Annotated in this window: 21 protein-coding genes; 8 read left to right on the top strand and 13 right to left on the bottom strand. The window is 62.4% G+C overall.

Features of this window, described 5'->3' with window-relative positions; all coding sequences use genetic code 11:
• Positions 1-13: 13 nt before the first annotated feature.
• Entirely contained in the window at positions 14-1,339 is a 1,326-nt protein-coding gene (locus ACP7C6_RS04820; protein ID WP_426108342.1) for a PLP-dependent aminotransferase family protein, read from the bottom strand.
• A gap of 90 nt (positions 1,340-1,429) precedes the next feature.
• Between ACP7C6_RS04820 and ACP7C6_RS04815 the strand changes: the two genes are divergently transcribed.
• A complete protein-coding gene (locus tag ACP7C6_RS04815; RefSeq protein WP_426108341.1) occupies positions 1,430-2,320 on the top strand; it encodes a DMT family transporter in 891 nt (296 codons plus the stop codon).
• On the opposite strand, the gene ACP7C6_RS04810 is transcribed toward ACP7C6_RS04815, so the two are convergent.
• On the bottom strand, positions 2,317-2,871 hold the full coding sequence (locus tag ACP7C6_RS04810; protein WP_426108599.1) for a YceI family protein: 555 nt from the start codon (positions 2,869-2,871) through the stop codon (positions 2,317-2,319). The two genes, ACP7C6_RS04815 and ACP7C6_RS04810, sit on opposite strands and share 4 nt — an antisense overlap.
• A 135-nt stretch (positions 2,872-3,006) precedes the next feature.
• On the opposite strand from ACP7C6_RS04810, the gene ACP7C6_RS04805 reads away from it, so the two are divergent.
• Both ACP7C6_RS04805 and yghX read left to right on the top strand, forming a co-directional pair.
• Positions 3,007-3,501 (top strand): PaaI family thioesterase, encoded by a 495-nt coding sequence (locus ACP7C6_RS04805; RefSeq protein ID WP_126571515.1) that lies wholly within the window; start codon positions 3,007-3,009, stop codon positions 3,499-3,501.
• 43 nt (positions 3,502-3,544) lie between these two features.
• Complete coding sequence (gene yghX, locus ACP7C6_RS04800) at positions 3,545-4,432, top strand: YghX family hydrolase (RefSeq protein WP_068932815.1); 888 nt, start codon at positions 3,545-3,547, stop codon at positions 4,430-4,432.
• Here the strand turns inward: yghX and ACP7C6_RS04795 are convergent.
• Positions 4,429-5,304: a LysR family transcriptional regulator gene (locus tag ACP7C6_RS04795; protein WP_426108340.1), complete on the bottom strand. Its 876-nt coding sequence runs from the start codon at positions 5,302-5,304 to the stop codon at positions 4,429-4,431. The two genes, yghX and ACP7C6_RS04795, sit on opposite strands and share 4 nt — an antisense overlap.
• A 128-nt stretch (positions 5,305-5,432) precedes the next feature.
• On the opposite strand from ACP7C6_RS04795, the gene ampC reads away from it, so the two are divergent.
• Complete coding sequence (gene ampC, locus ACP7C6_RS04790) at positions 5,433-6,587, top strand: class C beta-lactamase (RefSeq protein ID WP_426108339.1); 1,155 nt, start codon at positions 5,433-5,435, stop codon at positions 6,585-6,587.
• 109 nt (positions 6,588-6,696) lie between these two features.
• Here ampC and dctM read toward each other — a convergent pair whose 3' ends face one another.
• The 8 genes from dctM to ACP7C6_RS04750 form a co-directional block, all read right to left on the bottom strand.
• Complete coding sequence (gene dctM / locus ACP7C6_RS04785) at positions 6,697-7,977, bottom strand: C4-dicarboxylate TRAP transporter large permease protein DctM (protein WP_068932811.1); 1,281 nt, start codon at positions 7,975-7,977, stop codon at positions 6,697-6,699.
• Positions 7,977-8,609, bottom strand: a complete 633-nt coding sequence (locus tag ACP7C6_RS04780) for a TRAP transporter small permease (protein ID WP_122684826.1) — start codon at positions 8,607-8,609, stop codon at positions 7,977-7,979. Before ACP7C6_RS04780 ends, dctM begins: the two co-directional genes overlap by 1 nt.
• A 175-nt stretch (positions 8,610-8,784) precedes the next feature.
• Positions 8,785-9,768: a TRAP transporter substrate-binding protein gene (locus ACP7C6_RS04775; RefSeq protein WP_068932806.1), complete on the bottom strand. Its 984-nt coding sequence runs from the start codon at positions 9,766-9,768 to the stop codon at positions 8,785-8,787.
• A gap of 102 nt (positions 9,769-9,870) precedes the next feature.
• A complete protein-coding gene (locus ACP7C6_RS04770) occupies positions 9,871-10,686 on the bottom strand; it encodes an HpcH/HpaI aldolase/citrate lyase family protein (RefSeq protein ID WP_426108338.1) in 816 nt (271 codons plus the stop codon).
• 123 nt (positions 10,687-10,809) lie between these two features.
• Positions 10,810-12,003: a CaiB/BaiF CoA transferase family protein gene (locus ACP7C6_RS04765; protein WP_426108337.1), complete on the bottom strand. Its 1,194-nt coding sequence runs from the start codon at positions 12,001-12,003 to the stop codon at positions 10,810-10,812.
• 9 nt (positions 12,004-12,012) lie between these two features.
• A complete protein-coding gene (locus ACP7C6_RS04760; RefSeq protein ID WP_426108336.1) occupies positions 12,013-13,362 on the bottom strand; it encodes an MmgE/PrpD family protein in 1,350 nt (449 codons plus the stop codon).
• A 10-nt stretch (positions 13,363-13,372) separates the two neighbouring features.
• On the bottom strand, positions 13,373-14,536 hold the full coding sequence (locus tag ACP7C6_RS04755; RefSeq protein WP_426108335.1) for an acyl-CoA dehydrogenase family protein: 1,164 nt from the start codon (positions 14,534-14,536) through the stop codon (positions 13,373-13,375).
• A gap of 28 nt (positions 14,537-14,564) precedes the next feature.
• Positions 14,565-15,383: an FAS1-like dehydratase domain-containing protein gene (locus ACP7C6_RS04750; protein WP_426108334.1), complete on the bottom strand. Its 819-nt coding sequence runs from the start codon at positions 15,381-15,383 to the stop codon at positions 14,565-14,567.
• Positions 15,384-15,514: 131 nt separating this feature from the next.
• Here ACP7C6_RS04750 and ACP7C6_RS04745 point away from each other — a divergent pair, with 131 nt between their 5' ends.
• The 4 genes from ACP7C6_RS04745 (at position 15,515) to ACP7C6_RS04730 (ending at position 19,645) form a co-directional block, all read left to right on the top strand.
• Positions 15,515-16,405, top strand: coding sequence for a LysR family transcriptional regulator (locus ACP7C6_RS04745; protein ID WP_028616378.1), 891 nt, complete (start codon positions 15,515-15,517; stop codon positions 16,403-16,405).
• Between the two features lie 33 nt (positions 16,406-16,438).
• Complete coding sequence (locus ACP7C6_RS04740) at positions 16,439-16,927, top strand: GFA family protein (protein WP_426108333.1); 489 nt, start codon at positions 16,439-16,441, stop codon at positions 16,925-16,927.
• A gap of 94 nt (positions 16,928-17,021) precedes the next feature.
• Entirely contained in the window at positions 17,022-18,836 is a 1,815-nt protein-coding gene (locus ACP7C6_RS04735; RefSeq protein ID WP_305381172.1) for a serine hydrolase domain-containing protein, read from the top strand.
• 5 nt (positions 18,837-18,841) lie between these two features.
• Complete coding sequence (locus ACP7C6_RS04730) at positions 18,842-19,645, top strand: MipA/OmpV family protein (RefSeq protein ID WP_426108332.1); 804 nt, start codon at positions 18,842-18,844, stop codon at positions 19,643-19,645.
• Positions 19,646-19,826: 181 nt separating this feature from the next.
• On the opposite strand, the gene ACP7C6_RS04725 is transcribed toward ACP7C6_RS04730, so the two are convergent.
• Complete coding sequence (locus ACP7C6_RS04725; RefSeq protein WP_068932796.1) at positions 19,827-21,104, bottom strand: ATP-binding protein; 1,278 nt, start codon at positions 21,102-21,104, stop codon at positions 19,827-19,829.
• A complete protein-coding gene (locus ACP7C6_RS04720; protein WP_028616383.1) occupies positions 21,105-21,812 on the bottom strand; it encodes a winged helix-turn-helix domain-containing protein in 708 nt (235 codons plus the stop codon). It lies immediately after the preceding gene.
• Positions 21,813-21,832: the final 20 nt, after the last annotated feature.

Here is a 21,832-nt window from a genome sequence, read left to right as displayed (position 1 = left end):
CGCGGAAACCGGCTCACCACGCCACCACCTTGCGCACCTTCAGCAACGCTTCGCGCAGTGCCGACATCGGCACCGAACCCAAGGCCAACCGCAACGCGTGCGGGACATGTCCCGAGACGGCAAACGGCTCGGCGGTGGACACTGAAATATTGTCGCGCTGCAAGGTCATGGCGACCTGATCGGCCCGGGCATCTTCCGCCAACGGCAGCCATAAAAAATACGACGAGGGATGGCTGATGGTGGTCAGCCCTTTGAACACCTGAGCGGCCAAAGCCTGGCGTGCCTGGGCGTCCTCGCGCTTTTGCGCCTCAAGCTGTGCCACGGTGCCATCCTCCAGCCATGCCACCGCCATGGCGCTCATCACGCCGGGTACATTCCAGGTGGTGGCCATGAGGGTGCGCTCCAGCGTCTTTACCCATTCCATCGGCGCCGCGACAAACCCCACGCGTAGGCCCGTCGCCACACTTTTTGACAGCCCACCCACATACACCGTGCGTTCCGGCGCCAGCGTCGCCACCGGGGGCGGTGGGTCTTCAGCGAGGAACGCGTAGGCCGCGTCTTCGATGATCATCAGATTGTGCTGACGGGCGATGGACACCAGCCGTTCGCGTTGGACCAGATCCATCACCCAACCGAGGGGATTGTGCAGGGTCGGCATGCTGTATACGGCGCGCACCGGGCGCTTGCGACACAGGTTTTGCAAGGCTTCCAGGTCCGGGCCGGTCGGCGTCACCGGGATCGCTACAATTTCCAGGTGCAGGGTTTCGGCCAGTACCTTGAAGCCCGAATAGGTCAACGCATCGACCGCAATCACATCACCGGGTTTGAGCAACGCCATCATCGTTACCGCCAAGCCATGTTGCGCGCCACTGACCAGCAGCACTTGGTCGGGCTCCACGGTAAGCCCACGGTTCAATAAGTGCCGCGCAAAGGCCGCGCGCTCATGCAGACGCCCGGCGTGGGGCTGGTAACGCAACAGCGCTTCAAGGTCGCCGGACAGCGCCAGTTGGCGCAATGCTGTGCGCAACAGCTCTGCCTGGCCCGGCAACGAGGGATAGTTGAAATTGAGGTCGAGCATGCCCGCCGTCACCGTCATCTGACCACTGCCCTGCCCTGGCGGCAACGAGATTTCGCGCACGAAGGTGCCACGCCCGGGTTCGCCGCTGACCAGGCCCATGGCCTCAAGCTCGGTGTACACGCGGCTAGCGGTGACCAGTGCCAGGCCATGCTCGGCGGCCAATTGACGATGCGTCGGCAGACGCGTGCCAGGCGGCATTTGGCCGCTGCGGATGGCTCCAGCAAAGGTGTCGACCAAGGACTTGTAGCGAGCGCGCGGCATTGGGATGTATCCATGACAATTTTTTGATTGTCTTAATGCTCGCCCCTAGGATGGCCTGAACGCAACACCTCCGGCTTCGGGCACTCCCTCATGGAACGTACATCCCCTCTCAACACCCTGGACACCAGTACCCAGGGCTGGATCAACGGTTTTATCGGCGTGGTGATTTTCAGCGGTTCATTACCTGCCACACGATTGGCCGTGATGGAATTCGACCCAGTGTTTCTCACCATGGTCCGTGCCGCGATCGCCGCCGTCCTCGGCGTGTCTTTGCTGTGGCTATTCAAGGAAAAACGCCCCGCGCGCAATCAGTGGGTGCCGCTGGCGATTGTCGCCCTTGGCGTGGTGATTGGCTTCCCCTTGCTCACCGCCCTGGCGTTGCAATACGTGACCTCGGCCCACTCCATCGTATTCATCGGCCTGCTGCCCCTCGCCACCGCCGTGTTTGGCGTGTTGCGCGGCGGCGAGCGACCGCGGCCGGTGTTCTGGCTGTTCTCGGTGCTGGGCAGTGTGCTGGTGATGGGTTATGCCGTCGCCCAAGGCTTGAGCGCCGCACCGGCCGGCGATCTGCTGATGCTGCTGGCAGTGCTGGTGTGCGGCCTGGGTTACGCCGAAGGCGCCAAGCTGTCGCGCAGCCTGGGCGGTTGGCAGGTGATCTGCTGGGCGCTGGTGGTGTCGATGCCGGTGGTGGTGCCGTTGAGCCTGATGCTTGCGCCGTCGAGTTTCCGCGGCATCAGTCTGCCCGCCTGGTTGAGCCTGGCTTATGTGTCACTGTTCAGCATGCTGATCGGCTTTGTGTTCTGGTATCGCGGCCTGGCCCAGGGTGGCATTGCCGCCGTCGGCCAGTTGCAGTTGCTGCAACCATTTTTCGGCCTGGCGCTGGCGGCAGGCCTGCTGCATGAGCAGGTCAGCCTGGGCATGGTGCTGGTGACGGTCGCGGTGATCGGCTGCGTGGCCGGCGCAAAGAAGTTCGCGCGTTAACGCTGCGGCACGACCATCTTGAACTTGATGTTGATTTCATTGGATACCACGCTGTTGCCGGCCCACTCACCCTCGCCGATCTTGAAGTCGCCACGTTTGAGGACGAACTCACCGTCGAACACGCCAATGCCGCTCTGCTCCTTGAGCACCACGTCCACGTCCACCGGGCGCGTGGTGCCCTTGATGGTCAGATTGCCGCTGATCGTGTAGCGGTTGTCGCCCAAGGCTTTGACGCCGGTGGATTCGTACACGCCCACCGGAAACGTCGCGGTATCAAACCAGGACGCGCGTTGCAGCTCGCCGTTGGCGTCCGGGCTGCCCGCGTCGATACTGGCCAGCTGGATCTTGAGCAAGGCATGCCCGGCCTCCGGTTTTTGCGTGTCGAAGGTCAAGGCGCCTTCAAACTCGCTGAACGTGCCATACACCCGCTGCCCCAATTGCTTGTAGGTGAAGCTGATCTGGCTGGCGGTGCGGTTGACGTCCTTGTACTCCACCGCCTGGGCGCTGGCACCATAAGCAAGGATCAAGGCCAGTACGGCGACCGGGGACATAAGACGTTTCATGCAACGCTCCGCTAGAGGTAAGGACACAGGTACTGAGCTAACACGCCACACCAGGGATTTATTCCCATCCGGCGCCTGTCCTGCTAAACAGAGTAGTCGCACACGCACATATAAGGACTCTGCATGCACGCCCCTTCACTCCAGGACATTACCGCGCCGGAAGGCATCTGCTACGGCTGCGGCGGCAGCAACCCCCACGGCCTGCACATCAAGAGCCGCTGGGACGCGGACGGCATCCACCTCGTCGCCGAGCACCTGCCCGAAGCCCACTACAGCGGCTGGCCCGACCTGGTCTACGGCGGCCTGATCGCCATGCTGGTGGACTGCCACTCCAACTGGACCGCCATGGCCTACCACTACCGCGCCGAAGGGCGCGAACCCGGCAGTCTGCCGCGCATCGACTGCGTCACCGGCAACCTGGGGATCAAATTCATCAAGCCGACGCCCATGGGCATCACCCTCACCCTGCGCGCGCGAGTCGACGGTGACGTGGGACGCAAGACCCACGTGATCTGCGAGGTGTACGCCGGTGACGTACTGACCGCCATCGGCGATTCGATCTTCGTGCGCGTCGACACCGGTCAATTGGCCGCCGTCGCCCATGGTCGCGAGGGCTGATCCTGGGCTACATTGACCGCCACCGCTAATCGAGGATGCACCGATGACTCGTCTGACCGCGAAAGACTTTGCCCCCGAACTGCTGGAACTCTACGACGGCTATGCCCACGGCAAGATCAACCGCCGCGAATTTCTCGACCGCGCTGCGCTGTTCACCTTTGGCGGCCTCACCGCTTCGGCCTTGCTGGCGGCCCTGAGCCCCAACTACGCGCTGGCCGAACAAGTGAAATTCACCGACCCGGACATCGTCGCCGACTACATCACCTACCCCTCGCCCAAAGGTAACGGCACGGTGCGCGGCTATCTGGTGCGCCCAGCCAAAGCCACGGGCAAGCTGCCAGCGGTGGTGGTGGTCCACGAAAACCGCGGCCTCAACCCCTACATCGAAGACGTCGCCCGGCGCCTGGCCAAGGCCGGCTTCATCGCCCTGGCCCCGGATGGCCTGACCTCGGTGGGCGGTTACCCCGGCAACGATGAAAAAGGCGTGGCCCTGCAACAGACCGTCGACCCGACCAAGCTGATGAACGACTTCTTCGCCGCCATCGAATGGCTGATGCACCACGACAGCAGCACGGGCAAGGTCGGGATTACCGGCTTCTGTTATGGCGGCGGCGTGACCAACGCGGCAGCGGTGGCCTACCCGGAACTAGGCGCGGCCGTGTCGTTTTATGGGCGCCAGCCGCAAGCCAAGGACGTGCCACGGATCAAGGCGCCGATCATGTTGCATTTCGGTGAGCTGGATACGCGGATCAACGAGGGTTGGCCGGCGTATGAGCAGGCGCTGAAGGCAGCCGGCACCACGTATGAGGCGTATATCTACAAGGGCGCCAACCACGGCTTCCATAATGATTCGACGCCACGCTATGACGAGGCGGCGGCGAATCTGGCGTGGGAAAGAACGTTGGGTTGGTTCAACAAGTACCTGGTTTAAGCGTTTACGCTTTCACACATCCACCTTTTAAACGCCAGCATCGCTGGCGTTTCAGCGCGCGACTGCAAACGCGTCAACCAATAGCTGCCCGTGCTGATGCCGACGTTGAAGGGCTGGCGGATCACGTCGCTCTCCAGTTGCCGCGAAAACATCATCGCCGGCGCCAGTGCCACTCCGATGCCTTGCAAGGCGGCTTCCATCATCGCCAACGAAGAATCGAACACGATGCTGCGCGGCACTAAAGTATCAGCGGGTAGACCGGCGGCCTGAAACCACAGGTTCCATTCATCGGTGCGATAGGAGCGCAGCAAGGTGTGTTTGAGCAAGTCTTCCGGTGCGTGCAGTTGCTCGGCCAATGGCGGCACGCAGAGTACGGTGAGAGGCGCTGCCAGTAGCTCACAGGCGTCGGTGCCGTGCCAGGCACCCGCGCCGAAGCGGATGGCATAATCCAGGCCTTCGGCCGCCACGTCGACACGGTTGTTGTGGGTGGACAGGCGCAGGTCGATAAACGGGTAACGCGCCTGAAACTCGGGCAGCCGTGGCAGCAACCAGCCCACAGCAAAGGTGCCGACCGCGCCCACCGTGAGCACTTCGCGGTAATGCCCGCCTTGGAATTGGCTCAAGGTCTGGGCGATGCGGTCAAACGAGTCGCGCACCACCGGCAACAGGGTTTCGCCTTCGCTGGTGAGCATCAGGCCACGGGGCAGGCGCTTGAACAAGGTCACGTTCAACTGCGTTTCCAGGCTTTTGACTTGATGGCTGACCGCCGCCTGGGTCACGCATAACTCGATGGCGGCGCGGGTAAAACTCAAATGCCGGGCCGAGGCTTCAAAGGCACGCAGGGCATTGAGGGGAAGATGGGAGCGCAGCATGCTTGACCCCAATTAATCTAATGGCAGGTGCGAGATATCATCGTTTGCCCAACGCCCGCGAACTGCCTACATTGGCCACGCCCGCGCAGGCTCTTCATTCAATCGATCACTCTCATGGAAGCGATATCATGCCTCAACTCTCCCTGTCCGGAGTGCGTAACTTGGGCGCCCTGGCGTTATTTCTCGCCACCGGCCACTGCCTGGCCGCCGACGACCTGCGCGCCGTGGTGGACGCCAGCGTCAAGCCGCTGATGCAGCAACAGTCTATTCCAGGTCTCGTTGTCGGTGTCGTCAAGGACGGCAAGGCGCAATACTTTAACTACGGCGTTGCCAGTAAAGACGCCAAACAGCCTGTCAGTGAGAACACCCTGTTTGAAATCGGCTCGGTCAGCAAGACCTTCACCGCCACCCTCACCGGCTATGCCGTGGCGAGCGGCAAACTGACCCTCACCGACCCGGCCAGCCAGTACCTGCCAGCGTTGCGCGGCGGCAAGTTCGACCACATCAGCCTACTCAACCTGGGCACCTACACCGCCGGTGGCCTGCCGCTGCAATTTCCCCGCGCGGCGGACAACACCCAGCACATGATCAGCTACTTCCAGCAGTGGAAACCCGACTTCGCCCCGGGTACCCAACGCCTGTATTCCAACCCGAGCCTGGGCCTGTTCGGCTACCTGGCGGCGCAGAGCCTGAAGCAGCCGTTTGATCAACTGATGGAGAAAACCCTGCTTGCGAAACTGGGGCTCAAGCACACCTTCGTCACTGTTCCCAAGAGCCAGATGAACCTGTACGCCCAGGGCTATGGCAAGGACGGACAACCCGTGCGAGTCGGCCCCGGCGCGATGGACAGCGAGGCCTATGGCATCAAGACCAGCGCTTCGGACCTGTTGCATTACGTAGAGGTCAATATGCGCCCGGCGACACTGGACCCAGTGCTGCAACAAGCCATCACCACCACACACACCGGCTACTACACTGTCGAGGGCATGACCCAGGGGCTGGGCTGGGAGATGTACCCTTACCCGATCAAGCTGGACGCCCTGGTGGAGGGCAACTCGACAAAAATGGCGATGGAACCGCATCCGGTGAACTGGCTGACCCCGCCACAAGCGCCGCGCGCCGACACGCTGGTGAACAAAACCGGCTCGACCAATGGGTTCGGTGCGTACGTGGCGTATGTGCCAAGCAAGGGGATGGGGGTGGTGATCCTGGCAAACAAGAACTACCCGAACGGGGAGCGAGTGAAAGTGGCCCATGCGATCTTGAGTTCGCTGGACCATTAAAGGACCCAGCGCCCTTTGCAGGAGCCGGCTTGCCGGCGATGGCGTCCTTGATTGCTGTACCGAATTCAAGGGCCTCATCGCCGGCAAGCCGGCTCCTACAGGGGGGCGACTACATACCGAGCCAGTGCGGTAACGCCAGGGAGATAAACGGCAGGTACGTGACCATGATCAGGAACACCAACAAGATCATCAGCCACGGCAACGCCGCCCGGATAGTCTGCCCCAGGGTCAGCCCGGTCACCGCCGAGGTCACAAACAGGTTCAACCCCACCGGCGGGTGAACCAGGCCAATCTCCATGTTCACCACCATCACGATGCCCAGGTGAATCGGGTCGATGCCCAGCTTCATGGCAATCGGGAAGAAGATTGGCGCCAGGATCAGCACAATGGCTGACGGCTCCATGAAACTGCCGGCAATCAGCAACACCACGTTGACCATGATCAAAAAGCCAATCGGCGTCAGACCTTCAGACAGCACCCACGCAGTGATTTCCTGGGGAATCTGTTCGGTGGTCAGCACATGGGCAAAGAGCATGGCATTAGCGATGATGAACATCAGCATGATCGCCAGGCGCCCGGACTCCAGCAGCACCTTGGGGCAATCGCGCAGCTTCATATCTTTGTAGACGAACAGCGCGACAAACGCCGAGTACACCGCCGCCACCGCCGCGGCTTCGGTCGGGGTGAACATGCCGCTGTAGATGCCGCCGAGGATGATCACCAGCAGCAACAGGCCCCAAAAGGCACGGCGCGCGCAGGTCAGCCACTCGCGCAAGGTCGCACGTGGCTGGGCCGGCAGCTTCTTGATGCGCGCAACAATGTAGATCGCGATCATCAGCATCAGGCCCAGCAGCAACCCTGGAATCACGCCGGCCATGAACAGCTTGCCGACCGAGGTTTCAGTGGCCGCCGAATACACCACCATCACAATCGACGGCGGAATCAGGATGCCCAAGGTGCCGGCGTTACAGATGATCCCGGCGCCAAACTCCTTCGGGTAACCGGAACGCACCATGCCCGCCACGGCAATCGAGCCCACCGCCGCCACCGTTGCCGGAGACGAACCGGACAGCGCGGCAAACAACATGCACGCCAGCACCGCCGCAATCGCCAGGCCACCACGGATGTGGCCGACACAGGCGTTGGCAAAGTCGATCAGGCGTTGCGCCACGCCGCCGGTGGTCATGAACGCACCGGAGAGCAGGAAGAACGGAATCGCCAGGAAGGTATAGGCGTCGGAGGTCTCGAACAGCTTGATCGCCAGGGAGCTCACCGAGTCCTGGCTGAACATCAGGATCGACACGGCGCCGGACAGGCCCAGGGAAATCGCGATGGGCACGCCGAGGAACATGAACACGAACAACAACAGGAATAGACAGAGCACGGCCATCAGTGACGCTCCTCATGGCTGCCGGCCAACTTGCTGGCCTCACCAGCCTCATCGGCCAGCCCCAACCCGACCTGACGGTGGGTAAAGATGCGGTAGAAAATTTCCAGGTAGCGGATGAACACCATGGCAAAACCGATGGGCACGATGATCACGATATCGCCCACATCAATGCCGTACTGATCGAGGTCCTCGGCGCCGATATGCGCGCCCATCACGGCGCTCACCCACTTGTAGCTGGCGACCATGAACAGCCCGGCGTAGGCCAGGCAGCACAGGCAGGCGAGCATGCCGAGCACGCGTTGCACCGGGCGCCTGGTCAACTTCACCAGTGCGTCCACGCCAAGGTGGCCCGCAGTGCGCACGCCATAGGAAATACCGAAGAAGATCAGCCAGCCGAACATGGCCTTGGTCAGCGCCACGCTCCAGGTCATGTCCTGGGCCCAGGTCATGGTGTGGTCACCCAGGGCATTGAAGAAGTTGCTGCTGAAGGCCCACTTGTCGGCCAGGGCAAAAAACAGCGTGTAGATGTTGTTGAGCATGACGTAGACGAATGTCACCAGGGTCATGGCGGCCAGCAGGAAGGCGATAAAACCTTCCTCCAGGTGCTCCCAGACGCGCCTTAGCGTTTGCATGGCAAAACCTCGCGAAACTGGACGGGGGTATTCACAACAAGTCACTGACGAAACCGGATCAATGTGGGAGCTGGCTTGCCTGCGATGCGGGCGACTCGGTCTTTAAGGAACACCGAGGCGGTGCCATCGCGGGCAAGCCCGCTCCCACAGGAGTCGGGTTTGTTTCAGCAATCGATCACTGGTTGGACGCGTCGGCGGCCTTGATCAGGTCAGCCCCGATCTCACCCTCGAACTTCTGCCACACCGGGCGCATGGCTTCGCGCCACAACTGGCGTTGCTCCGGGGTCAGTTCGATGATTTCGCTGGTCTTGGAATCGACGATCTTCTGCTTGGCTGACTGGTTCAGCGCTTCGGCCTGCTTGTTCACCTCGACGGTAACCTCGACCATGATCTGCTCCAGCGTGCTGCGGATGTCCGGTGGCAGGCCGTTCCAGAACTTGGCGTTGGTGATCACCATGTAGTCGATCAGGCCATGGTTGGACTCGGTGAAGTATTTCTGCACCTCGTTGACCTTCTGGCTTTCATAGTTCGACCAAGTGTTCTCGGTGCCATTCACGGTGCCGGTCTGCAGGCCCTGATACACCTCGGCAAAACTCATCTTGCGCGGGTTGGCGCGGATCGCCTTGAACTGCTCTTCCAACACGCTTGAAGCCTGCACACGGAATTTCAGGCCACGGGCGTCCTTGGGCTCATGCAGCGCCTTGTTCGACGAGAGTTGCTTGAGACCGTTGTGCCAATAGGCCAGGCCGAGGATGTTCTTGTCCTGCATGGAGGTCAGCAGTTCCTTGCCCTGGGCGGCCTGGAAACGGTCGACGGCGGCCAGGTCGTTGAACAGGAACGGCAGGTCGTAGATCTGCACTTGCTTGGTGTACTGCTCGAACTTGGCCAGGGACGGCGCCAGCATCTGTACATCGCCCAGCAGCAGCGCTTCCATTTCCTTGCCGTCGCCGAACAGCGACGAGTTCGGATACACCTCGACCTTGACCTTACCGGGCAGGCGTTCTTCGGCGAGTTTCTTGAACAGCAGCGCGCCCTGGCCCTTGGGGGTGTTTTCGGCGACCACGTGGGCGAACTTGATGACAATCGGTTCTGCCGCCTGGGCCAGGCCCGCGGCAAACAAGGTGGCGGCGCACAGCAGCGCCCGGGAAAGCTTGAGCATGGGAAATCACCTTCTTATTGTTGTGTTGTAGGGCAAGGTGCCTGATGTCACGCGTGTAGTGAATTTCGATTTTTTGATACCTGCGTTCGGTCTGGACGAACGCTAGATCTGAGCCGCCAACAGTCGTTGCGCGCGCAGCAACACCGGCGCATCCACCATCTGCCCATCGATCTGATAGGCCCCTGCCCCATGGGCGCCGGCATCCACCACGCGCTGGGCCCAGGCCAGGTCTTCGGCGCTTGGCGCCAGCGCCTGGTGAATCACGGCCACCTGCTTGGGGTGGATACACAGCGCCCCGGCAAACCCCATCTCATAGGCATGCCGGATCGAGCGGCGCAGGCCTTCAGGGTCATGGATGGCCGGGTGCACGCCATCCAGCGGTGCGACCAGGCCGGCGGCACGGGAATGCACGATCAGCGCCAGGCGCGCCTGGTCCAGGGCGAACTGGGCGGCCGCAGAATTGCTGCTCAGGTTCAAGTCCAGCGCCAGGTCCAACCCGCCGAATGACAGGCGCTCCACCTGCGGTGCATGGGCGATCTCGGCCACCGCCAGCAAACCCCGCGCACTCTCGATGATCGGCCAGATGAGTTTGCCGGTGGCCGCCACTACGGCGACCTGGGCTGCGCTTTCGACCTTCGGCAACAGGACACCCGCCACATTCGGATGCGCCTTGCAGAACGCCACATCCTCAAAATGCTCGGCATGTTCCGGCGCGTTGATCCGCACCCACACCTGGGCGGCGGGATTGGCCGTCAAAAACGCCCCAAGGTTATCCCGCGCCTGGCGCTTGAGCGGCTCTTCCACCGCATCCTCGAAATCCACGATCACCGCGTCGGCACCGCTGGCCAAGGCTTTGGAAAATCGCTCCGGTCGGCTACCGGGTACAAACAACGCAGAGCGCACAAGAGGGTTTGGCATCACACAATTCCTTATTGTCACGCCCGATGTAGAAGCTGGCTTGCCAGTGATGAGGCCCTTGAAATCAGTGCATGCTCAAGGCCGCCATCGCCGGCAAGCCGGCGCCTACAACGGGGCGCGGGGTCAGATGACGCCGCGGGTTTTCAGGGTTTCGATGGCGTCGGCGCTGAAACCGAGCTGGTCGAGAATGGCTTGGCTGTGCTGCCCCAACGCGGGCACGGCGTCCATGCGCGGGGTAAACGCGGCATTGCGTCCCGGTGGCAGCAGCGACGGCAACGGCCCCGCCGGGCTATCGACTTCGCGCCAGCTGTCGCGGGCCTTGAGTTGCGGGTGGTCCCACACGCCTTGCATATCGTTGACCCGGGCGCTGGCGATCTGCGCGTCTTCCAGGCGCAGGATCACCGCCTCCGCATCCAACTGCGTGAAGCTGTCGACGATGATCTGGCGCAGCACGTCGCGATTGGCCGAGCGCTTGAAGTTGGCGGAGAAACGCTCGTCGGTCGCCAATGCCGGGGTGAGCAACACCTTGTCGCAGAACGCCGCCCATTCGCGCTCATTTTGTAGGCCGAGCATCACGGTGCCGCCGTCGCCGGTGGGAAACGGTCCATAGGGATAGATCGTCGAATGCGCTGCCCCGGCACGCGGTGGCTGCGGTGCACCGTCGAACGCGTAGTACATCGGGTAGCCCATCCATTCCACCAGGCTTTCCAGCATGCTCACGTCGATGCGGCTGCCCTTTCCCGTCTTGCCGCGCAGCAGCAGCGCCGAGAGGATGCCGCTGTAGGCGTACATGCCCGCCGAGATATCGGCGATGGAGCAACCGGCCTTGGCCATCTGGTCTTCACCGGGGCCACCGGTCACCGACAGAAAGCCACCTTCGCTCTGGATCAGCAGGTCGTAGGCCTTTTTCTTTTCATACGGTCCACCTTCGCCGTAGCCAGAAATATCGCAGACGATCAGGCGCGGAAAGCGCGCATGCAATGCCTCGAACGACAGGCCCATGCGCGCGGCGGCGCCGGGCGCCAGGTTCTGCACCAGTACATCGGCGTCAGCCAGCAGGGCGTCGAGAATATCGCCGGCCTCGTCCTGCTTGAGGTCCAGGGTCAGGCTTTCCTTGGAGCGGTTGGTCCACACGAAGTGTGAAGCCAGGCCGCGCACGCGCTCGTCGTAGCCACGGGCAAAATCGCCGGCACCGGGGCGCTCGACCTTGATCACGCGAGCGCCCAGGTCGGCCAGTTGACGGGTGCAGAACGGCGCGGCAATCGCGTGTTCCAGGCTGACAACGGTGATGCCGTCCAGCGGTCTTGGGTTAGTCATGACAGTTCCTCAAAGCCAGTCGGCCATGGATACGGCGTTGCGCAGGTCCCAGACCTTGTCGATCAGGGCATTGGCCTGGGCCGGTGTGCGGGCGTTGCTGAATTGGCTGAGGCGCTGGAATTTATCGGCCAGCTCCGCACGGCTCAGGGTGTTACCCGGATCGCCCTTGGGCTCGTCGATGGCGCCGTGCAGCGTGCGGCCATCCAGCGTGGTGACGGTAACGCGACCGAGCCAGCGCTGCGGGTAAGCGCGGTCGACTTCGGCGTCGAGGGTCATGCTGACCTTGTCGCGAAACGCCGAGACCGCTGGATCGGTCAACGCCAGCTCATGGAACTCCGTAAGACCGGCCTTGCCATGCACGGCAATCAGGCCGAGCACGGTGCCCATGGAGAACTTGGCCTGGTGCACGCTGGTCGGTACTTTCACGCGGCCCAATACATCGATGGCGCCCTGGTGCACCCGGGTTTCCACGTGGGCGATCTGTTCGGCCTGCAGGCCTTCGCGCTGCATCAAATGCAACAGCGCATCGGCGGCCGGATGGGTATGGCGGCATGAGGCGTGGAACTTGAACGAGGTTTCCAGCAACGCCCAGCGACTGCCGAGATCGGCGGACAATTTGGCCGGCTCGGCATCACTGGACATACCGGCAGCCAGACCTTGATCGCCTTCAAGAATATTGCGCGCACCGGTCAGCCCATCCGCCGTCAGGTAAGCGGCGAGCAAGCCGTCCGCTGCGGCTTTCGCCGTGTGCAGTTGCTTGGAATCAGCGGCATCACGCAGGAACTCCCACAAGCCGGCCGCCTGGGTACCCGCGCTGCCGAGCAGGTTGATGAATTGTTCTTCGCTGAAATCCAGCAACTTGCCTACGGCTACCGCCGCCGCCAACGTGCCGACGGTGGCCGTGGTGTGGAAGATGCGGTAGTGGGAACGGCCCATGAATTCGCCGATGCGGATACCCGCTTCATAACCGGCCACCGAGGCCAGCAGCAAATCGCGACCGGATTTGCCGAGGTCCTGGGCCGCCGCCAGCGCGGCCGGAAACACCACGGTCGCCGGGTGCAGGACGGAGCTGTTGTGCAGATCGTCCTGCTCTACCAGATGGGATGAAGCCGCGTTGACCAGCGCGGCGAAATACGCGCTGGTGCTGCCGCCATTGACGATCACCTGCGCCGGGCCGCTGCTCGGGCCCATTTTCTGCGCGTAACGCTCGAACAACGCAATTGGGTGCGCGCTCTGGCTCGCCAGTGCCGAGGCCAACCAGTCCAGGTACAAATCTTCGGTGCGCGCGAGGACGTCTTCCGGCAGTTGCGCGTAATCCAGTTCGGCCAGGAACCGACACAAAGCTTGGGTATGGCTCATGGTCAGGCCCTCAGAAGCTGCGTGGCAGTTCGAGCAAATGCTCGGCCACGTAGGACAGGATCAAGTTGGTGGAGATCGGCGCCACCTGGTACAGGCGCGTCTCGCGGAATTTGCGCTCCACATCGTATTCGCAGGCAAACCCGAAACCGCCGTGGGTTTGCAGGCAGGCGTTGGCCGCCTCCCAGGACGCCTTGGCCGCGAGGTACTTGGCCATGTTGGCACTGGCCCCGGCATTGGCGCCGCTGTCGTATTCCTCACAGGCGCGCCAACGCATCAAGTCGGCCGCCTCGATCTCGATATGCGCTTCAGCAATCGGGAACTGCACGCCTTGGTTCTGCCCGATGGGCCGGCCAAACACCACGCGATCACGCGCATAGGCGCTGGCCTTTTCGATAAACCAGCGGCCATCACCGATGCATTCGGCGGCGATCAGCGTGCGCTCGGCGTTGAGGCCGTCGAGGATGTACTTAAAGCCCTTGCCCTCTTCACCAAGGAGGCTGTCCAGCGGCAACTCCAGGTTGTCGAAGAACAGCTCGTTGGTTTCGTGGTTGACCATATTGGCGATGGGCTGCACGGTCAGGCCGTTGCCGATGGCTTCGCGCAGATCCACCAGAAAAATCGACATGCCCTCGGAGTTTTTCTTCACCTCGGCCAAGGGCGTGGTGCGCGCCAGCAGGATCATCAGATCGGAATGCTGGACCCGCGAGATCCACACCTTCTGGCCGTTGATCACATACTTGTCGCCACGCTTGATCGCCGTGGTCTTGATCTTGGTGGTGTCGGTGCCAGTGGTGGGCTCGGTCACGCCCATGGATTGCAGGCGCAATTCGCCGCTGGCGAGCTTGGGCAGGTAGAAGCGTTTCTGTGCGTCGCTGCCGTGCCGCAGCAAGGTGAACATGTTGTACATCTGGCCATGTACGGTGCCGGAGTTGCCGCCGCAGCGATTCACTTCTTCAAGGATCACTGAGGCTTCAGCCAGGCCCAGTCCGGAGCCGCCGTATTCTTCGGGGATCATCGCCGACAGCCAGCCAGCGTCGGTCAGCGCCTTGACGAAGGCTTCGGGGAAACCCTTTTCCTCGTCAATCCTGCGCCAGTAAGCGGCATCGAATTCAGCGCACAAGGCGCGCACGCCTTCGCGGATGGCATTGAGTTCTTCATTGTCATTCGGGTTCATTAACGGCTCTCCGCCTGTTGTTCTTGGATTATTCGAAATGCACGCTGGCTTGCTGCGCCAGGCCATCGACGTTGCCGGCCCACAGCTGTGCCACACCGGCTTCGGTCACGCGGCCGCCCACTTCAAACGGCTGCGGCGCAATCAACGGGCGCACGCCGCGATAGGCAAAACGGCGCAAGGTTGCGCCAGGGTTGGCGCGGCAGAATGCGCGCAGGCTCAGGGTGGCGATCAGCGGCCCATGCACCACCAGGCCTGAGTAACCTTCGGTGCCGGTGACATAGGGGTAGTCGTAGTGAATGCGGTGACCGTTGAAGGTCACTGCGCTGTAGCGAAACAGCAGGGTGGGCGTGGGATCGACGGTTTCAGACCATTCACCCTGCTCCAGCGCGTCACCGCTGCCGGATTTGGGCGGCGTGGGTTCGCGGTAGACGATGTCCTGTTCCTCGCGGATCGCCAGGCAGCCGTCCTGGGAATAGTCGTGGCGCACGGTGACAAACAGCAGCGAACCGGTGCGACCGGTTTTTTCTTCGACCTGGGTAATGGTCGACACGCGCGTCGCCGCCTCACCGGCGCGCAGTGCCTGCAGGAACTCGATGCGCCCACCGGCCCACATGCGATTGCGGTTGTCGGCCGGCGGCAAGAACCCGCCACGGGCCGGGTGACCGTCGCTGCCCAACGCAGTTTCCGGCAACGGGTCCTGGAAGAAACACCACTGCCACAACGGCGGGATGTCCGCGCCGTCTTCGGGCACTTCTTCACCGAACGTAGCGGCGATACGCTTGAGCAGGTTATGGCTAAGGTGGTCGTGGGCGGTTTCGCTTCGGCCGATCCAATCGGTGGCGCTCATCGGGTGCAGGTCCTCGGGCAGTGAGTGTCTGCCCCGGATCATGCAAGCCTATCGCCGTTCTGAGAATTTGCATTTCAATAAACCGGCGTTCGGTTATGCTGAACGCCGCCATCCTGTACCGGGAGCCTTGCATGCACTTCGATCTGGCCGACCTGCGCCTGTTTATCCATATCGCCGAATCCCCCAGCCTGACCCAGGGCGCCAAGCGTGCGTTCCTCTCGCCGGCTGCCGCCAGCGCAAGGATCAAAGCCCTGGAAGGCCAACTCGACACCCGCCTGCTCTACCGCGACAGCCGTGGCGTGGAGATCACCCCGGCGGGCGAACGCTTGCTGCACCATGCGCGGCTGATCATGCGCCAGGTGGACTACCTCAAGAGCGAATTCACCCAATACGGCGTGGATTCCGCCGGGCATATCCGCATCTTTGCCAACACCACGGCCGTCACCGAATTCCTACCCGAAGTGCTGGCAGGTTTTCTGTCACAGCGCCCCGGCGTGACCGTCGACCTGCAGGAACGCCTGTCCCGCGACATCGTGCGCGGCGTGCTCGATGGCACCAGCGACATGGGCATCATCGCCGGCCCCGTGGAAGCGGCAGGTTTGCAGGTGCTGCATTTCAGCACCGATGAGTTGGTGCTGATGGTGCCGGTCGGCCATCCACTGGCGGACCAACCCTCAGTCACACTGGAACAGACCCTCGCCTACCAGCATATCGGCCTGCACGAAGGCAGTACCTTGTTGAGCTTCCTGCGCGAACACGTCGAGCGGCTGGGCAAACATCTCTCGCTGCGTATCCAGGTGTCGAGTTTCGAGGCGATCTGCCGGATGGTCGAGGCCGGTGTGGGGATCGGCATCATTCCGGAGTCGGCCGCCGTGCGACACAGCCGCACCATGCAATTGGTCGCCGTAAAACTGGATGAGCCCTGGGCGATCCGCGAGCGCAGCATCCTGGTGCGGGAGCTGGAAGCGTTGCCCGGCACCATTCGTGCGCTGATTGCCACGTTGATGCCGCAAAGCGCCTAAGCTGAACAGTCACCTTGCCAAAGGAGTCAGCCCATGCAGCTTGAAGGATCCTGCCATTGCGGCGCCGTCACGTTCAGCCTTGCCAGTGCCCATCCCTACCCTTATCAGCGTTGCTATTGCTCGATCTGCCGCAAGACCCAGGGCGGTGGCGGCTATGCGATCAACCTGGCCGGCGACACCCAGAGCCTGAAGGTGCGCGGGCGCAAATTCATTTCGGTCTACCACGCCAAGCTCAAGTCCGAAGGCGCCAGCCGCGCCCATGCGAGTACGGCCGAGCGGCATTTCTGCTCGCAATGCGGCAGCGCGTTGTGGCTGTTCAGCCCGGAATGGCCGGAGCTGATCCATCCGTTTGCCTCGGCCGTCGATACGCCATTGCCGGTGCCACCGGAGCATACGCACTTGATGCTGGGGTCCAAGGCGCCCTGGGTAGAGGTCACGCTACGCAAGGGCGACCTGCAGTTCGATGAGTACCCCGAAGAGTCGATCGCTCAATGGCATGAGCGTCACGGCGTGGCCCGTTAACAGTCTTTGACAGTTTCTCGACAAAGCTGTCAAAGACCCTCGGGCGCCGCAGCCCTAGCATTCGAGCATCCAAACCACCTGTCGGGTGCTCGTCATGCTTCGCACATTGCGCGGTCTTCCGTTGCTCGGTTGCCTGTTGGGCAGCATTGGCTGCCAGGGGCAGTCACCTGCCCCGCCGCCGATTCCCAAGGGCGACTACAGCGCGATCATCCGCTACCTGCAAACCCGGATTCCCCGCGACATGGCCCAGGCCAATGTGCCCGGCTTGTCGATTGCACTGGTCAACGGCCAGGAGTTGATCTGGACTCGCGGGTTCGGCATGGCCGACAAAACCAAGGGCTTGCCAGTGACGCCGAACACCGCCTTCCGGGCCGGTGCGATCTCCAAACTGCTCACCGCCAGCGCGGCCCTGCAACTGGTTGAACAACAGCGACTGGCGCTGGATGCACCGATCCAGCAGACCCTGCGCGAGTTCTATGTGCGCTCGCGCTTCCATACCGACCAGCAGGCCGCCGACCGCGACATCACCTTGCGTCGCCTGCTCAGCCATCAGTCCGGCTTGCCCAGTGAACACCTGCGTGACCTGCGCAACAACTACGCCATGGGGCAGATGCCAATGCGCCTGTCCGGCGTCTGGTTGAGCACACCGCCCGGTACGCAAGTGGCCTATTCCAACCTGGGTTATGCGCTGGTGGGCGCTGCCATCGAGCGCAGCAGCGGCAAGGAGTTTGAAGCCCAGCTGCAACACAGCCTGCTCAAACCGCTGGAGATGGACCACGCGAGCTTTGTCGGGACGGCTGCGCAAATCGGCTATCGCGCCCAGGGCTATCAGGAAGGCGTCGCCAGCACCGATGCGCAACTGCGCGACATCGCCGCCGGCGGTTTGTGGGCCAGCTCCAGGGACCTCAGCCATTACGTGCAGATGCTGTTTGCCGAAGGCCTCTACAAGGGCAACCGGGTAATGACCAGCCGCTCCATCGATGAAATGTTCACCCAGCAAAATACCGGCAACGCCCTGGACTTCGATTGCCAGATCGGCCTGGCGTGGTTTCTGGCGCCCTGCGGTGACGAGCCGATCGGCCCAGGGGTGCGCACCTACCAGCACAGTGGTGGTGGCGATGATTTCGCCGCACAGCTGACCCTGCTGCCGGACCATCAACTGGCCGTGATCATCATGGCCAACGACAGCAATGCCGAAGATCTGGTCGCCACACTGGCAACCGACACCCTGCGCCTGATGCTCCAGGCGCAAACCGGCGAGCAGGTCTGCAGCGAAGACTGCCAGGCACCCCGCCACGGACTCAAGCTGCGCCAGGTGCCAGCCGCCATCGACCGCAAGCGCCTGGCCGGGTTCTACGCCACCGCCTGGGGCGTGTTCCGGATCAAAGATGATGACCAGCGGCTGCTTGGCGAACTGGCCGGTTTCAACTTCGAACTATTGCGCGACGATCACGGCTGGCTGCGCGCCCAGAAGAAAGTCTTCGGTTTCTGGCTCAAGGATCTCGGTGAGCTAGGCCAGGTCCAACTCGACGTCATCACCGTGCAAGGCCGGCAGATGCTCACCGCGCGCAGCCACGGCCAGCGCATCGCCATTGGCGAACGCATCGACCCGCCGCCGCTGCCTTTGGCCTGGGCCGACACCGTCGGCACCTACCAAGTACTCAACACCCACGAACCCGACGCGCCATTGAGCGGCATCAGCGTGCGCCTCGAAGAAGGCTTTCTGGTGATTCGCGGCCAACTGCACGACGAACCGCTGACCGACTACATCCTGCTGCCCGTGGACAACGCCCACGCCGTACTGGCCGGCAACGGCTATGGCCTGGGTGACACCGTGAGCCGCCAGATCAACGGCCTGAGCGCGTCGGGCTACTCCTTCAAACGTACCCATCCACCCTTGAGTTTCTAACCGACATGAAAACCCTGATGAGCCCGAAAAACCTCTGTCTGTCCATTACCTCACTGTGTTTACTCGCGGGCGCCAACAGCGCACTGGCCGAGGACTGGACCTACAGCCTCAAGGCCGGTGTGGCCAATCTTCCGCGCTACAGCGGCAGCGATGAACGCATGACCGCCCCAGTGTTCGGCGGTGCCATCGTCAGCCCTTGGGGGATTTTCCTCGACACCGACAAGGGCCTCGGCTGGGGCTACGAAGGCAATGCCTTGAGCTTCAGTGCCTACGTCGGTGCCAGCGCTTCGCGCAAGGACAAAAGCGAGTCCATGCACCTCGGCTCCAAGCGCCTCAAGGGTATGGGCGAGATCAAGTCACGCCCGCAGCTGGGTGTGAGTGCCAGCTACAACCTGGGCGGCGTGATTATGGGTGCCACGCTGGAACATGCCCTCAAGGAAGATGATCACAAGGACAGCGGCAAGGCGTTCACCCACTTGGAATTGAGTCTGGGCACCAACCTGTATGAAGGTCGTTTCGGCTCCGTCGACGCCAGCCTCAGCAGCCATTTCGGTGACCGTGACTACTTGCAGACCTGGTACGGCGTGACCACCGGCCAAGCCGCCCGCAGCCGCTTCAAAGCCTATAAAGCCGGTGCGGGCAATATCAGTAATGGCATGAACTTGGTGTGGAGCCTGCCGATCAGCGAGCACACCCAGTTCTCGACCTTGCTGGATGTGCAGTACCTGGCGGATGAAGCGGGCAAGAGCCCGATTGTGGAGCGGCGGTTGCAGACGTCGGTGATGGGGGTGCTGGAATACAGCTTCTAACAGGTCGTTAACTGTGGTGAGCGGGCTTGCCCGCGCGGGGCTGCGGAGCAGCGCCAAAACCAGACCCCGCATTTTGTCTGAAAAAATGCGGTGGTTTTATTGGGGTGGCTGCGCCACCCAGCGCGGGGCAAGCCCGCTCACCACAACAGGCCGGCTCACCACAATAATCCCGGCTGCCCCCTTATTCGGCATACGCCCACGTCATTCGGAATGAGGCGCCGCCCCATTCCGAGTCCAGCACCTGCACCTGGCCACCGTGCCATTGCGACACCCGCTGCACCAACGCGAGGCCAAGGCCGAAGCCGCCAGTGCGGCGGTCGCGGCTGGCGTCCAGGCGCATGAAGGGCTGGAAGATCTTCGAGCGGCCTTCTTCCGGTACCCCGGGGCCGTCGTCACACACCCGCACTTCGTAGCCGCTGCCGAACTTGACCAGAGACACTTCCACACGGCGTTCGGCGTAACGGATGGCGTTGCGCAACAGGTTGATTACCGCGCGCGCCATAAAGCGCGGCTCAATCTGGATAAAGTCTACCTCGCACGTGCGCAACGACAGTTGGATGCCCGCCGCTTCAGCCTCCAGCGCCACGCTGCCGATCACGCTGTCGAGCCAGCTGTGGGCCTCGATGCTTTCGCGGGTGACTTGGGTGGCACCACGCTCCAGGCTGGCGTAGGTGAGCAGTTCGGAGACCATTTCTTCCAACTCGCCAAGGTCGGCATACATGTCGGTGATCAATTCGCCGCGCTGGCGTGGATCGGTCTGTTGTTTGAGCTGGTCGAGTTCGAACGACAGCCGCGCAATTGGCGTGCGCAGTTCGTGGGACACGGCGTTGGTGAGTTCACGCTGGTTGGCGATCAGGCTTTCGATACGCTCAGCCATCTGGTTGAAGTGCCCGGCCAGCTCGCGCACGGTGGAACGGCGTGGCAGCAGGATGCGCGAACTGAGATCGTTATCGCCGAAACGCTGGGCCGCCAGGCGTATATGCTCCAGGTCGCGCCAGTGCGGGCGCACCCAGAAATACAGCACGATCGCCAGGCTCAGCCCCAGCAGGCTGTAGGCCCACAAGTACAGCCATTTCGGCTCGTCGGGCAGCTTGATATTGAGCAATTGCGGGCCGCCGTCGATATTGGCGATGAACTCCATGAAGTCGCCCCGCACCACCAACTGCCCGGCCGCCAGCAACTGTTGCTCACGCTGATCCAGCGCCAGTTCATCGCGCTGCACCAGCTTGAGGTGCAGGCCGTAATGGGGTTGCAGCTCGGCCAGGCGTGCCTGACGGGCGTCACCCCGCAAGGGCCGCAACTGCTCGACCAAACCATAGGCCGGCCCGCGCAAGGCTTCGCGGTTATAGGTTTCATTGGCTTCGGGCAGCAGCTCGTCGAAGGTGTAGTTGACCAGCCAGATCGCCCCCGCCAGGCCCAGCGCCAGGATGATGTACAGGCGGATATAGAGCCGCAGCATCTAAGCCTCCCACGCGAACGGGTTGAACAGGTAGCCCTTGCCCCAGATGGTCTTGATGCACACCGGTTCGCGCGGATTGTCGTTAAGCTTGCCACGCAGTTTGCTGATGTACACATCGACACTGCGGTTGAGACCGTCGAACGCAATGCCACGCATACGGTTGAGGATGTCATCGCGGGACAGGATCGTCCCCGAGTTGCTGGCCAACAACCACAACAGCTCGAACTCCATGGTGGTCAGGTCGATCTTGTCATCGCCCAGGCTGACCACCCGGCAACTGCGATCGATGGCCAGCCGTCCGAAGGCCAGCGAGCCTCGTACGGTCGGCTCCGGCGCCTGGCGTCGTTGCAGCGCACGCAGGCGCGCCAGCAGCACAGGGGGTTTGATCGGCTTGATCACGTAATCGTCGGCACCGGACTCCAGCCCAAGGATGTGGTCCAGGTCATCTTCCTTGGCCGTGAGGATCACGATCGGCGTGTCGGACACGGTGCGGATCCCGCGACACACATGCAGGCCGCTCTGGCCGGGGAGCATCAGGTCGAGTACGACGATCTTCGGCTTGAACTCCAGGAACGCGGCCAGGGCCTCGTCGCCCCGGTGCTCCACGCGCACCTCAAAGCCATGCTGCGCGAGAAAGTGCGCGATCAGCCCTGCCAGTTTTTCGTCGTCCTCAACGAGCAAGACCTTGCCCAGCCCCAGGTTTTCCATAAGTTCTCAGTATGCAGACA

Origin of the sequence: Pseudomonas sp. TWR1-1-4, from assembly GCF_049897165.1 — a bacterium.
GTDB classification, from domain to species: Bacteria; Pseudomonadota; Gammaproteobacteria; order Pseudomonadales; family Pseudomonadaceae; genus Aquipseudomonas; species Aquipseudomonas canadensis.
This window is presented reverse-complemented; position numbering and strand designations above follow the sequence as displayed.